At 70.1% G+C, this 14,324-nt stretch carries 6 protein-coding genes and 1 pseudogene; 4 read left to right on the forward strand and 3 right to left on the reverse strand.

The window, feature by feature from the left end; genetic code table 11:
• Positions 1-154: 154 nt before the first annotated feature.
• Both STRTU_RS00550 and STRTU_RS00555 read right to left on the reverse strand, forming a co-directional pair.
• Positions 155-274, reverse strand: a pseudogene (locus tag STRTU_RS00550) (macro domain-containing protein); the annotation flags it as partial.
• A 123-nt stretch (positions 275-397) separates the two neighbouring features.
• Positions 398-1,105 (reverse strand): hypothetical protein, encoded by a 708-nt coding sequence (locus tag STRTU_RS00555; protein WP_269777118.1) that lies wholly within the window; start codon positions 1,103-1,105, stop codon positions 398-400.
• Positions 1,106-1,513: 408 nt separating this feature from the next.
• Here STRTU_RS00555 and STRTU_RS00560 point away from each other — a divergent pair, with 408 nt between their 5' ends.
• The 4 genes from STRTU_RS00560 to STRTU_RS00575 are packed head-to-tail and all read left to right on the forward strand — an operon-like array spanning position 1,514 to position 13,569.
• On the forward strand, positions 1,514-6,265 hold the full coding sequence (locus STRTU_RS00560) for a DUF6603 domain-containing protein (RefSeq protein ID WP_269777119.1): 4,752 nt from the start codon (positions 1,514-1,516) through the stop codon (positions 6,263-6,265).
• Positions 6,262-8,610, forward strand: coding sequence for a hypothetical protein (locus tag STRTU_RS00565; RefSeq protein WP_269777120.1), 2,349 nt, complete (start codon positions 6,262-6,264; stop codon positions 8,608-8,610). The genes STRTU_RS00560 and STRTU_RS00565 overlap by 4 nt, the downstream gene beginning before the upstream one ends.
• Positions 8,603-12,220: a hypothetical protein gene (locus tag STRTU_RS00570; protein WP_269777121.1), complete on the forward strand. Its 3,618-nt coding sequence runs from the start codon at positions 8,603-8,605 to the stop codon at positions 12,218-12,220. Before STRTU_RS00565 ends, STRTU_RS00570 begins: the two co-directional genes overlap by 8 nt.
• A 41-nt stretch (positions 12,221-12,261) precedes the next feature.
• Complete coding sequence (locus tag STRTU_RS00575; protein WP_269777122.1) at positions 12,262-13,569, forward strand: hypothetical protein; 1,308 nt, start codon at positions 12,262-12,264, stop codon at positions 13,567-13,569.
• A gap of 24 nt (positions 13,570-13,593) precedes the next feature.
• On the opposite strand, the gene STRTU_RS00580 is transcribed toward STRTU_RS00575, so the two are convergent.
• Complete coding sequence (locus STRTU_RS00580) at positions 13,594-14,079, reverse strand: polysaccharide deacetylase family protein (protein ID WP_269777123.1); 486 nt, start codon at positions 14,077-14,079, stop codon at positions 13,594-13,596.
• Positions 14,080-14,324 lie beyond the last annotated feature (245 nt).

A 14,324-nucleotide genomic window follows, 5' to 3' on the forward strand; every position in this document is an offset into this window, starting at 1 on the left:
TACCGCGAGAAGCTCCACCGCCGGCACCACACACCAAAATCCGAGCCAAGTGCGGACCAACCGGGCTTCGCATCGGGCATGTCCATCCGTCGCTGCAGGTCAGACTGATCGGCGACAGCCGCTTCGTCGCGCTGGCCGTGGGCACTATCGCCAAGGGCAGCCGGACGGTACGCGCACCGATCTCGTCGGCCACCTTCAGCGACTCGCGGTAGCACGAAGCGAGAAGCTCCGAGCGATCCTCGTCATGGATGAAACGTGGGCCAACGGTGTTGAGCGTTTACCCCATGCTCACGCGGCGAGTGTCGGTGCCGGGGAGTCGGGCCACCACCCTGGAACGTGGCGCGGCGGGTCGCGGGGGAACTGTCGGCGGTGGATGCCTTCGTCCAGGGCTTGCCGGTCAGGGGTTCTCGATCCAGTGGGGAGGGACGTCGCAGATCAGGTACGGGATACGGGCTTCGCACGCGTCGCAGGAGTGGGCGGTCCAGGAGTTCGTGGCGCCGTGTCCGTGCCACACCCGCATCTGTTTGGCGTCCTCCGCCTTGGGGCCGACGTAGACCATCTCGCTCATGCGCACGTAGTCGACGGACTTCCAGTCGAGGTGCATCGCGCCGATTCCGAGCAGGAGTTTCATGGCGGAGCACGGCCGGGTGACGCCCTGTATGTCTGCGCCCAGATCCACCTTCTCGCCGCGGACGGTCAGCCATCCCCTGTTGTTCGCGGGAATGGCGGGGTTCGCCAGCGTCCACTTCCCCGGGTGGTAGGTGATCCCGTCGAGGTGCTTGGGCTTGATCCATGGCTCTGCGGTGCGTCCGCTGGAGGCAAAGAGGTAGTACTCGCGCCCGCTGATCCTCGCTTCGAGTACGCCCATCATGAAGACGGCCGCCGGATCGCCGACCAGGCTCTTGTCCTGCATCAGGTTGTCTTTGATCTGTCCCACGACGCTGCGCAGCTTCGCGCTGTCGGTCAATTCCGGAATGCCGTGGAGCAGTTTCCCCTGGTTCTTCTTGTTCCTGACGTAGTGACACCTCGGGCAGGTGTCCGTGGCGTGGCCGCCATGCCGAAGATTGACATCTGCGTCCGGCTTGCGGGGCTTGGTCTTCGGCATGCTCGGCCTTCCGTCAACGATCCGTGGAGCGGGGAAACTAGCACCTGACAGCCTTGCCTGAAGACGCAGCGATCAGTTTGGGACGTCATCTGGTGACACCCCGTCGCGACGCCGTAACCCTGTGGAAGACGTCGCCCGGCCCACTTTTGTCCCTCCCGGAGCACGCGCCGCCAGCACATGATCGACTCTCGGGGAACAATCACAGCGGAACACCCTACATACCGGCAAACAGCCCAACAGCCGGAATCTGTTGCGGAAACCAACGAAAGCGCCGCGCGCTCTCCCCCGCCACCTGGCCTGATCACCGCCGCCACCGGTCCCCTCCGCTGTTAGCGTGCGCCGAAATCTCACGTCCACATACTCACGGCGGCCCGTGCCCGGCGCGGCCCACCGGTCAGGAGGGGATGCGTGGTGGCGGTGACCGCGATGACCGTCGGCGGACTCAGGGAATGGTTGAAGACCCTTTCATCTCCCACTCAGGAACTGCTGCTGCCCGACGGGCTCCCCGCCAATCTGGGCGACCAGGGCACCCTCAAGAACGCGGTGAACCCCGGCGCTCTTTCGGAGTGGTTCACCATGGGGACCACCCTCACCAGGATGGTTCCGGACCCGGACCACCTCTGCATCACCGGAATCATCGTCACGGAAACCCCGAACGTCTCCCTCTGGTTCTTCAGTGACGAGGAAGGGAACCCCGACGACGCCACCGTCACCGGCGTCCAGTTCGGTCTGTCGCTGAAGAGCCACCCCGTGATGTCCGTCTTCAGCGCCCTCGGGCTGCAGGACCTCCTCCTGCTCTACACGATTCACATCGTGGACGGTGCCGCCGTCCGCGAGCTCTCCGCGCGGGCGAAGCTCGCCGTCGATGGCGGGGATCCGCTCCTCGTCACCTGCGCCCTCGACTTCGAAGCCGGACGGACCAGCTACGAGTTCGTCGTGGAGCCGGAGGGCGGAAAGGAATGGCACGTCGCCGAGGCGCTCTTCGGGCTGTTCGGCGTGGCCCCGCCGCCCGTCCTGAAGGACATCGCCCTCAAGCGCCTCATGCTGGCCTACGATCACGGCCAGGGCTCCACCGGGTTCCGCATCGAGGTGGACGTCGACTTCCCGTTGGGCGGCCTCGACGCCGACCTCGCCGTCATGGTGTCCCTGACCAAGTCCGGCGGGAGCCAGACGTACGACCAGGAGTACGAGGCGCGGCTGGTCCTCGGTGTCCCCACGCAGGGGGGCGGGGACGACACCGTCCGCACCCTGACGTTCGACATCAAGGACGTCCAGCACGCCGAGTTCAGCGCGACCTGCGAGGACTCCAAGGGCGTGTCGTTCGCGGACCTCGCCGGACTGCTGGGCGTGGCGGGACCGCCGGCGTTCCTGGCCGATCTGGCCATCTCCGGCCTCACGGTCGGGTACGCGTCCGCCCGCAAGTCCATTGTGCTCGCCGCGAAGGAGAAGGGCGGCGGCTCGCTCGTCGTCGTCTCGGACCAGCCGAAGGGCGGCACCCGCACCTGGGCCGTGCGCGCCGGCGTCGGGCTGGACGCCAAGCTCTCGGACCTGCCGTTGCTCCAGGGGCAGATCCCCCAAGGCCAGGACCTCGGCGTGCGCGGGCTGGGCGTGTTGCTCACCTCCGACGAGCTGAGGACCGACCGGATCACCGAGCTCAACAAGGCCCTCGCGGCGAGCGACGGGACGCTGCCCCTGCTGCCCGCCGACGGCCTGGGCAAGGGGCTGGCCTTCACGGTCGACCTACAGCTGCCGGGGCACTCGGAGACCACTTCGGTCGTCGTCCGGGGCGACCGCAAGAAGACCAAGGCCCCCGTCGAGGCTCCCCCACGGCCACGGCTGATCACGCAGGACGCCACGCCCGTCGCCGAGAACGCCGCCGAGAACGTCAGCCAAAACGTCGCCGAGGACGCGCCGGCCACCCCCACCGGCCTCCCCCTGGTCGCCTGGCTCAAGGTCCAGCGCGACATCGGCCCCCTCAGCCTCAGCCGCGTCGGCGTGGGCTTCGCGGACGACACCGTGTGGGTGCTGTTCGACGCCTCCCTCGGTATGGCCGGGCTTACCGTCGGCGTCGACGGGCTGGGCATCGGCATCCATCTGTCCCACCCCGTGCCGCCGGACTTCCGGCTGGACGGGCTGAGCGTCGGCTACTCCCGTCCGCCGCTGGCAATCAAGGGCGCCCTGGTCAACCGGCCCCCGGACGACACGTACAGCACCCTGATCGAAGGCGCCCTGGCCGTCACGGCCGAGGAGTTCGGACTGACGGCGCTGGGCGCGTACGCGCGGACGAAGCAGCACCCCGACCAGCCGTCGTTGTTCCTCTTCGGCAAGGTCAACGGCGAGTTCGGCGGGCCGCCGCCCGTGCAGATCACCGGCATCATGGCCGGCTTCGGCCTCAACACGGACCTGCGGCTGCCCGAGGGCGACCACGTGCTGGACTTCCCGTTCCTCGCGGACATGTCCTCGCCCGAGACCGACCCGCTGGTGGTCCTGAACAACCTGATGGGGGGTCAGGACGCCTGGGTGCGCCCCGCCTCCGGACAGCTGTGGTTCGCGGCCGGCCTCGAATTCAAGGTCTTCGAGTTCGTCAGCGGTCAGGCGCTGCTGGTGCTGGAGGTCGGCGACGACTTCGCCGTCGCGGTGCTCGGCACGGCGGAGGCGCAGTTCCCCAAGGACCAGTCCCTGCCCGCGTACGCGAAGGTCCGGCTGGGCCTGTCCGCCAAGTACCGTGCCAGTGAGGGCGTGCTGAAGCTGACCGCGCAGCTCGCGCCCGGCTCGTTCCTGCTGTCCGAGGACTGTGTGCTGACCGGCGGCTTCGCGCTGTACACCTGGTTCGACGGCGCGCACGCCGGTGACTTCGTCCTCACCCTGGGCGGCTACTACCCCGGCTACCCGGTGCCCGGCCACTACCCGCAGGTGCCGCGGCTGGGCTTCAACTGGCCGGTCACCTCGGAGCTGACCATCAGCGGTGGCTCGTACTTCGCGCTCACCCCCGGCGCGGTCATGGCCGGTGGAGCGCTGGACGTGAACTTCCGCGCCGGCGACCTGCACGCCTGGCTGACCGCGCACGCCAACATCCTCATCGAGTGGGCGCCGTTCCACTTCGACGCCGGGATCGACGTGAGCATCGGCGTCAGCTTTGTGCTCGACCTGTGGCTGGTACGCGAGACGATCAGCGTCGAGGTCGGCGCGTCCTTGCAGCTCTGGGGCCCGCCGACGGCCGGCAAGGTCACCGTCCATCTCTGGTTCATCTCCTTCACCATCGGCTTCGGTGACGGCAGCGCGAGCGGCGACAAGGCCGCGCCCTGGTCCGACGTGGTCAAGCAGCTGCCCGCGGCGAAGGACGCCGTCCGGCTGGTGCCCATGGACGGGCTGACGCCGGTGGAGTCCAAGGACGAGCCGGGACTGTGGACGGTCAGCACCGGCGCCTTCTCCTTCGCGGTGCGCACGGCCGTCCCGGTCGGCAAGCTGTACTTCGGCGAAGAGCAGCAGAACGGGATCGGCACCACGGATGTCAACATCCGTCCCCTCCGCGACGGCGGCGAGCACCTCGACTCGAAGCTCACGGTCACACTCACCGGCAACGACGGTCCCCAGGACCTGAGCAAGTGGGCCACCACATCGAACGTGGCGAGCCTGCCCGCAGCGCTGTGGGGCAAGTACGACGGCAAGCTGACCACCGGCAGCGAGCAGCGCGTCGACGGCCAGCTGACGGGCGTCGATCTGCGCCTGCCGCAGCCCACGCCGGGCAGCACGCCCGGCCCCATCAAGGCGGGGACGATCGCGCACGACGACCGGACCCCGAACGGCAAGCTGCCGCTGACGCAGTCGGCCGTCGTACCGGCCGTCACCGCCGTGGAGGCCGCGCCGGCACGGGTCGAGGCCGTGCAGCCGGTCACCGTCGATCGCGTCGCCGAGGCCGCGCCGGTACCGGAGATTGGCGCGAGCGTGGCTGCCGTCACCGGCGGCCAGGCCGGCGCGCTGATCGACCAGTCCCGTGACCGGCTCTTCGCCGCGATGGACTATCTGGGCGTGAGCCCCGGCACCAACGAGCGGCTCGCCGCCACGGACGGACTGGTCGCGGGCGACATCAACGCGAAGCCCGCGCCCCCGGTCCCCGGCACCCCGACCGCGAGCGAGCGGCTGTACGTGCTGGGCGCGGGGGCTTCGGTGACGCCGGTCGACGCGCAGAGCCTGACGGCGTACGACCGCGTCCCGCTGGAGTTCGCCCAAGGGTCCTCCGCACCGCTTCACTTCGCCGTCAGCCCAGGCGGCCACCGGCTGTGCGCGGTCGACAACGACCAGAACATCGACGTGCGCGACGTCTCGGCGAATCCACCGGGAGAGACCACGTCCCTGTTCCACGACCGCATCTGGGGATACCAGCAGACGCGAGGAGCGGCGGTCTCGCCCGACAGTAAGTGGGCGTACGTCACCGCCACGCAGTCGCAGCAGTTGCTCGTGCTCAACCTGCAGCCGGATGTGCCTGCCAAGAAGTACGACTTCGGCCTCCAGGCGGTCCTCGGCGAGGTCGTGCCCGCCGCCCGGTGGGACGACGCCTCGCAGATCGTGTACGTCGCCAAGCCCGAGCTGAACACCGTCGCCCAGGTGAACGTCACCAACGGGAAGTACCCCACGACCAACCCGGGTGACAACCTCCCCACGGGCCCCTCCCCCACGCGCCTCGCCGTGGACCCCCAGGGCCGCTGGCTCTACGCGCTCAACCCGACAAAGTCGACGGTGACCGTCACCGACCTCGCCGCCAAGCAGATCGTCGCCACGCTGCGCACCGGCACCAGCCCGAGCGCCCTGGCCGCCTCCGCCGACAGCAAACGGCTGTACGTGGCGAACTACGTGACCGGCACGGTCTCCGTGTTCGACACCAGCGGTGGCTTGCCACGGGAAGCGGCCGAGCCCGTGTGGGTGGGGAAACGGCCGATCGCGCTCGCGGTGTCCGCCGCGGGTGACCGGCTGTACGTCGCCCGGGAGAAGGTCCAGCAGGTCCAGGTCGTGGACGTCGCGTCGGACCAGCCGGTCCTGCTCCCCGTCACCGTCCCCCTCAAGGACGACCCGGTGGCGCTCGCCGTCACCGTACCGCCGACCGTCACCGACACCCCGGCAACCCCCAGCGTCACCCGAACCACCGAAGGCGGTGCAGCATGAGCCACCCCGAGTACGCCCCGGACCCCGACCCGTCGCTGAACGTGCAGTTCGTCGACTCGCTGGTGCCCACGCTCACCGCCGGGCGGTACAAGCTCACCGCGCACCAGTCCCTCACCAAGGGCGGCGCCCGGGTCGACACGGACAACTACCTGGACACCCCGGTGACGCAGGACGTGGAGGTCCGTGCGCCGCGCTTCACCGTGCAGCCGGAGTGGATCCACGGCGCGTATCCGACGCCGGGCGCCAGCGGCCTGTACGACGACGTGCTGCCGCACGTCACGCTCGACCGGGCCACTCTGCCGTGGGAGCGCGAGGCGAAAGCGCAGAGCGGTACGCGCCTGCCGTGGCTGGCCCTCCTCATTTTCGGCGAGGGTGAGTTGCCCGACACCGACCCGCACTGCCTCGGGCAGACGGACGCCAAGACGGTGGCCGAGCTGATCGGCTCCGAGAGCGGCGTCGTCCTGCCCCCGTTCGACCGGGCCAAGGACCCCATCACCGAGGGCGACAAGCAGCAGGTGTGCCGCACCGTCCTGGTGCCCGCCGCTGTCTTTCACGCGCTGGCCCCGACCGAGGCTGAACTGCCGCTCCTGACCCATGTGCGCCGGGTCAACGAGGAGCACCAGCGCGTCGCGCTGGGCGACGACCTGATCCAGGTCGGTGACTACGCGGTCGTCGTCGGCAACCGCCTGCCCCGCGCGGCGGGCGGGCGCTATGTCGCCCACCTGGTCTCCTTGGAAGGCTGGCAGTCGCGTCTGCCCGACGGCGCCAAGGCGTACGACGGACCCGACGAGAAGCTGCGGCTGATCTCCCTGTGGTCGTGGGCGTTCGAGACGATCCCCGACCACGCCCCCGGATTCGCCGCGCTGACCGAGCACTTCGTCGACACCGAGGGCACGGACGGCTCCGCGCTGCTGCTGCGCGTGCCGCTGCCCGACCTGCCGCTGTCCGGGAAGGACCAGCAGGAGGTCGCCGACCGGCTCGGCCGGGGCTACCTGCCGATCTCGTGCCGCACCGAGTCCGGACGCGCCACCTTCGGCTGGTACAGGGGGCCGTTCACCGCCCGGTACGTCCCGCCGGAGACCGACCGCGAACGGCGCCGCTGTGCGACGGAGGCGCTGATCCAGCTGCAGCAGTACGGCGTCTTCGACGTGAGCCTCGCGACCGCGTTCACCGCGGGCCGGGGCGTCGCCCTCGCCGACCACCAGTTCGGCGCGGCGCTGCTGCGCCTGCGCGGCAAGGTGCGGCGAGCGGCGGAGAAGAGGAGCCGTGCGACGGCGACCACCGGGGCCCGGTCCCGTATCGAGCACCTGGCGGCGAACGGCCTCGCCGGCCACCTCCGCGAGGTCCTGACCACGCCGGCCCGCGCCCAGGCCGTCAGCGCTCCCGTGCAGCGCCCCGGCGTCACCCCCGTACCCGCCGCGACCGAGTTGCCCGCCACCGCAGGGCTCACCCCGGAGTGCCTGCGCGCCGACGCGGACCTGCACATGCGGCTCACGTCGGACGACACACCACTGGTGGACCCGCACGACGACGACCTCGCCCTCGTCCGGAACCGGCTGCTCGACCTGCGGAACCTGACGGGCGTGCCGTTCGCACACCTGGTGCCCGACACGCGGATGCTGCCCACGGAGAGCCTGCGCTTCTTCTACGTGGACGCCAACTGGACCGCCACGTTGCTCGACGGCGCCCTGAGCGTGGGTCTCGCCCACACCTTCGACCTCACCTCGGACGACCTGGTCTTCGGGCCCACGGGCGTGGCCCCGCTGCCGCCGCAGGCCACACCGGTCACGGGTCTGCTGCTGCGCTCGGAGCTCGTCAGCGGCTGGCCGGCGCTGGAGGTCCGCCCGTACAGGAACCCCCGGACCAGCGAAGGGGAAACGGCCCTGCGGGTACTGCGCCGCGAGGCACTCGCCGACGACATCCTGCTCGTGCTCGTCGAGGGCGTGCCGGGCCGGGTCGAGCTCGCCGAGCCGCAGCAGGGCGTGCACTTCGGCATCGACGAGCCGGAGGAAGGCGGCAGCGACGACCCGGTCGATGACGGCATCATCCGGCTGCGCCAGATCGACCCGAAGAGCCCCACGCCCCTCGGGCAGGAGACCGGCGCACAGTTCCCGGCGCAGCCGGGACTGCGTTCCTTCCTACGTACCGCGGGCACCGCTGGCCCCGACACCGTGCTGAACGTCGCGGCGCTCGCCGACGGGCTGAAAGGAGCGCTGAGCCTGAACCGTCCGCTGACACCCGGCGAGTTCGCCATCCAGATGATCAACGCCGCGCAGCGCCGTACCTTCACCACCGTTTCCACCGCGCACACCCCCTTCACGACAGGAGACCACCCCAATGGCTGACCGCGACGACACCCTCATCGTCCCGGTGAACGTGGACGCCCTGGTGGTCAACCAAGACCTGCGCCAGCGCGACGGCCAGGGCTTCCGGCGCTGGCGCCCCAACTTCAACCTGCTGCGCCACAGCCTCAGCCCCGAGGTGGCCCCGTTCACCAACGAGGACCCGTGGAACGCCACCCAGCAGGGCAAGCCGGACGACGAGTACAAGAAGTACGACGGCGTCTACGTGCGCTGGGAGCTGCCCGACGCGCTGCGCCAGGGCGCCGCGCGGGGCGAGGGCAGGCGTACGGAGTTCCCGCTCGTGCCCAACCGCTGGCTCGTCGTCCGGCAGGTGCAGGGCAGGGACGACCTGACCGCCGGCTGGGTGGTGGAGAGCGACTTCCTCGACCCGAAGGACGGCACGTCGCGTTTCATGCACCCGGTGCGGCCCGACGCCGGCGATCCGGCGACCACGCCGTACCGCTCGACGATCATCACGACGCAGATCGGCAAGAAGCAGAGCATCAGCGGCAGCAGCACGTGGAGCGAGCCCACGGACGCCTCGCGCAAGGAGCTGTTCCTCACCGCGGTCGGCCCCGGCATCATGACCTTCCACGTCTACCAGCCGTACCACGAGAACGTCTTCTCGCTGCACGACCCGCTGGACGGCGTCGACTCCGCGACCGTGAACTACCAGGTCGTGGGCTGGTATTCGGACCCGGCCCAGGAGGAGCTGCGCCGCCGCCTCGGCGGCGCGGGCGCGACGGTCACGTCCGTCCTGGCCCATCTCGGCTGGACGGTCGCCGACCTGCCGGGCACCTGGACACCCGACAGCACCACCTACTGCGGCCGCGCCCTCCAGGTGCAGTGGAACCGCAACGGCAGCGCTCCGGACTCGGACCGCCCGGAGAAGACGGACGTCCGTGACCGGATCGCCGTGGGCAGCAGCGCTGACGAGGCGCATGCCGCGCTGGTCGCCAAGGCCCGCGCGGCACTGCCCGACGGCCCCGGCAACGCCATCGACCCCGCCACCGACCCCGCCCTCCTGCACGTGCTCGGCAAGGGCCTGCTGAACACCCTCGACGAGCCCGACGGCGACGTCCTCACGGCCCAGGCCCTGCACAAGGGCTGGTTTCAGCAGGTGCCGGGCGGCTACGTGTGGCGCCTCGCCGACACCGCCGACAAGGGCCACGTCTCCGGCAACCCGAAGTCGGTCACGTGGTCCGGCGTCGCGCCCGAGCACGAGGCGTGGCTGGCGGAGCTCAACGGATACCAGAGCGCATACGACGCAGCGGAGCGCGAACTCACCGCACTGCAACAGCGGTTGTACGCGCTGTGGTGGATGCACAGCCTGCCGCTCATCCCGCCGCAGTACCGCCGCGAGCGACTTTACGCCGAGATCGACCCGGCGAACACGGACGGCCTGGCCGCCCGCGTGGCCGCCGCGCAGAACGACCTGAAGAACAAGAAACTGAAGGCCGTCACCGACTGCCTGGGCCGCCATCGGCTGCCCGAGGGTTACGAGCTGCGCAAGGAGACCTTGCCGCCCTTCTACCAGGTCACCGACCCGACGATGGTGCTGGCCGGCGCGAAGGGCCACACCGCGCACAAGCCGCTGACGGGCGGCGGGGCACTCATCTGCCGCATGCCGTCGCAGATCGTCAGCGACGGGCGCGCGAACCCCTTCACCTCGCTCCAGCTGAGCGGGCTGCCGCCGGTCGTGACGGCCCTGCTGATCGAGTTCGCGTGCGTGCTCGACCCGAAGGACGCGGGAAAGTACCCGCCCGACATCGCCCCGGCCCCCTGGCGGCAGCCGTGGAAGCCGCTGCTGTTCCAGTGGCGGATCGAGCACTGGCAGGTGCCCTACGGCACCCAAAACAGCCCCAACTGGACGTTCGACGGCAGCCACTACCAGTGGACGAACGGCTCCCCCACCGCCAACGCCATCCAGGTGACCGGCCGCCGCTTCCTCGTACCGCTGCCGCAGCACACAGCGAGCAGCGGGCTCGAACAGCACGCCGCCGACCACCCCGACGCGGCGACCGCCGAGGCACTCATGACAGCGGCGGCGCAGATCAAGGACCTGGACCTGCTCTCGCAGCGGCTGGACGGGCTCACCGACGCCTTCGCCCTGCGCGACCCCGCACCCGGTGTCAGCCCGCCCGGCAGGCTCGGCGAGCTCGTCGGTGACGCGTTCCGCCACCTGCCCAACCCGGGCATGCTGCCCGTGCCGTTCCAGGGCTGGCAGGACTCCGGATTCACCCAGATCCGGGCCGGGCAGTTCGCGGTGAACAGGCTGAGCATCGTCGACGAGTTCGGCCAGAGCCTCGACGTCCTGCTGCCCGGCGACGCGCCCACGTTCGTCCCCAAGGTGGGCGACAGCCTGCACACCCACGACAAGTTCGTCCAGCCCACGGACACAGGGCGGTTCGTCCAGCTGCCGCCGCGCCTGCTCCAGGCCGCCCGGCTGCGGTTCGACTTCGTCGCCGAGCACGACGACGCGCGGCTCGTCGACCTCACCGCGAACACGACGCCGGTGAGCGCGTGGATCGTCCCCAACTACGTCGACCGCTCGTTGCTGTGCTACGCGCCGACCGGCGAGCCGCTCGGCGAACTGCGCCTCGAACTCCGTGAGGGCGCGGGCGGCGACGTGACAGCCGTGGTCGGCTGGGGCCCCCTGCCGGATTCCCAAGTGGACACGATCGACGCGCTGCGGGAGGCCCACCCGCAGCTCTACGCGTTCGCCGGCGAGCTGGCCGCGAAGGGACCGGACGCCTTCGCCGACCTGCTGGCCACCGTCGACAACGCGCTCGCCGGGATCGACCCGGGCAACCCGTACGGCGACGAGGTGCTCGGCGCGCTGCTCGGGCGCCCGCTCGCGCTGGTCCGCGCCCGGCTCGGCTTCGAGCTGGACGGCCTCCCCGTCGCCGACGGGGGCTGGCAGCACGCGCTGGACTGGCAGACGCAGGAGGCGTGGGCCACGCGTCAGGGCGAGACGGCGCCGGCCGAAATGGCCCACCTCGACTACCAGTGGCCTGTCCGGCTCGGCAACGCCGGGCAGAAGGGCGACGGTCTGGTCGGCTACTTCTCCGAGGCCGACTACGGGAGGTTCTACTCGGTGGCCACGCCGGGCGACCACCCGCACACGGACTACGTGGCGCGAATCTCCGAGGCCAACTGGCCCAGGCTCCGGGCGGACTCGACGGACCAGACGCACCTCACGCTGCTGCTCGACCCACTGGCCACCGTCCACGCGACCACGGACATCCTTCCCGTGACGGGACTTCAGCTCCCGTCACGCTTTACCCGGACAGCCATGGCCGCGATGCAGGTGGCGCTGCGGCTCAGCCCGGTGCTGACCACGACGCGGAAGGTCCCGGCCAAGGACGTGGGCGTGGGCGACGCGGCGTCCGGCTTCGTCAGCGCCCTCGCCATGCCGCATCCCACGTCCCCGCAGGGCACGTGGGACTGGGCCGAGCTGGTCGTCCCGGACGCGCCCGCCGGCGCCGACCCCGCGCCGCAGTGGAACCACGAGTCGATCGTGCAGATCGACCAGACGGCCCGACTGGACGAGAACGGCCCGACCGTACGCACAGGCTTCCTGCGCCTGTCCGGCGGCTTCGAGACCAAGTGACTTCACAGCACCCGCACCCGATTGTGAAAGGAGCCGACTCCGTGAGCGAGCCGGACGCCCCCCTGCCCCTGCTGGACTACGCCATCATCAGCGAACCGTTCCCGCTGTACGCGACGACCGGTACCGACGACCCTGCCACGGTCCTGCACATCGTGGTGTCGAACGGCGGCGGCGAGACCGTCTACTGCCGGGAGATCGTCTTCCACCTGCCGAAGGGCGATCTCGCCCAGAGCCTGGTCAATGCCGACGCAGGTGACGGCCGGGCCAACGACTGGGACGTGGTACGCCTCCAGCCCGGCACGCAGACCGCCCTGCCGTCGGGTGACTACGCCCGCTTCCAGGCCACACCCAAGGGCGACGACAAGAAGAAGACGGGCGTACCCGTCGACGCCTCCGGCCTCGTCATCACCCTGGAGAACCTGAAGATCAGCGCCCTTCCCGGCACGGCCCGCATCGAGATCCGCGAATTCGCCACCACGAACACGGACCAGTGGCCGGAAAACCCGCGCTTCACCAAGCTGGCTCTCACGAAGTTCCCGGCGCCGAAGATTCCGGCCATGGCGGTCTCCGACTTCACGGCGGACAAGCTGGAGGTGACGGCCGGCACCTCGGTCCGCCTCACGTGGAACGGCCCGTCGACGCTCGATTACACGGTCTCGCACGGCGGCAGTGCGCACCCGGTCGGTAAGCAGCACGGGTACAGTACGACGATCGACCGCGACACGACGTTCCAGCTCTCGTACGTCACGGGCGAGACCACGCACTCCCTCACGACCACGGTCACAGTGACGAACCCGAAGCTGACGGGGCTGACGGTGGACGGCAACGTGGCGGTGGACGGCAACCTCACAGTCGCCAACGGCTCCACCGCTGTCGAGGGACTGACGGTGAGCAAGGACCTCACCGCGAACGGGAACGTCACCGCCGTCACCGGCGGGACGATCTTCCGTGTCCGAGAGCTGCGAGGACCGTCCGGAGAGAACCTCAACATCAACAGCACCATCAGCGTGCTGAAGGACAACTCCGTCAACATCGCGGGCGATATGACGGTGAACGGAAACGTCTCCGCCGTCACCAGTGGGACGGTCTTCCGCATCCGGGACCTGCGCGGACCGTACGGGGAGAACCTCGGCATCGACAGCACCGTCGAGGTCAAGTCCGGCAATGACATCACCCGCGCAGGCGGCAGCGTCATCACCGATGGCGACAGCATCGGCCTCCAGAACAACCAGAAGTCCGGCTGGCTCTATGCGCCCGTCATGGATTACGACGGCGACCGCGGCTACGTGTTCAGGTGGAAGCCGGGCAACCGCGTGGGTGGGGACAGCTGGAAGGTGGCACGCGATTAGCGGTCCACTGCTGGAGGCGGGGACTCAACAACTCAGCCGGGCCGGAATGTTCCGCGTAGTAGCCGTCGTGTTCCGGCAGAACGCATACCCCTCCCCCGGAGGCCGCCGATGATGTCCGGCAGCACGTCCGGGTAACGGGTGCACCGACCCGCCCCGCTTGTCCCCGCCGGGGCGTCCTTCACCGCCGCACGGATCTGGGACTCGGTCCGGGAGCCCCCCGGGCCCGTCCCAGTCGAGCGGGTCGATGGTCCAGGTGCACATGCGGTAGCCCAGCTCCGAGGCGACGCGGGTCTCGCGCTCGCCCAAGTCACCGTACGGCGGGCGCAGCAGCGTGCTGGGGATGCCCTCGGTGATCTCGGTGCGCATGTCCTGCTCGGAGAGCTGCGGCAGGTGCGGGTGGGACCAGGTGTGGTTGCCGACGTAGGGCCCTGTTTTCCGCAGGGTCTCGACGGTGCCGGGGTACCGGGAGGCGTACTCGTTGATGAGGAAGAACGCGGCCCGGGACAGCACCCACCCATGCTCCCAGCACAGCAGCCGCAGCGCGGGGGCGCGCGGAAGCGCATAGGGAACTCGCAGCGCTGGAGCCGTCTTTGTGCGCAGGGCGGGACACCCGCGCTCGCGCACGGGACACGGTCTCAGCCGGCCCCGGTCTCCTATCTCTCTGACCCGCCATCTTCGGAGACGAACGGTCCGACCTCGGCCGCCTCGCCGTGCGTCTCGGTCTCGACGATCCCGCGCCCGTCCTCGCGTCCTAG

The sequence above is a fragment of the Streptomyces tubercidicus genome, from assembly GCF_027497495.1.
In the GTDB taxonomy this organism is placed as follows: domain Bacteria; phylum Actinomycetota; class Actinomycetes; order Streptomycetales; family Streptomycetaceae; genus Streptomyces; species Streptomyces tubercidicus.

Bases quoted from the DNA above. Each gene is read 5' to 3' on its own strand.
- STRTU_RS00555 (WP_269777118.1), bottom strand. From the start codon at position 1,105: ATGCCGAAGACCAAGCCCCGCAAGCCGGACGCAGATGTCAATCTTCGG.
- STRTU_RS00565 (WP_269777120.1), top strand. From the start codon at position 6,262: ATGAGCCACCCCGAGTACGCCCCGGACCCCGACCCGTCGCTGAACGTG.
- STRTU_RS00570 (WP_269777121.1), top strand. From the start codon at position 8,603: ATGGCTGACCGCGACGACACCCTCATCGTCCCGGTGAACGTGGACGCC.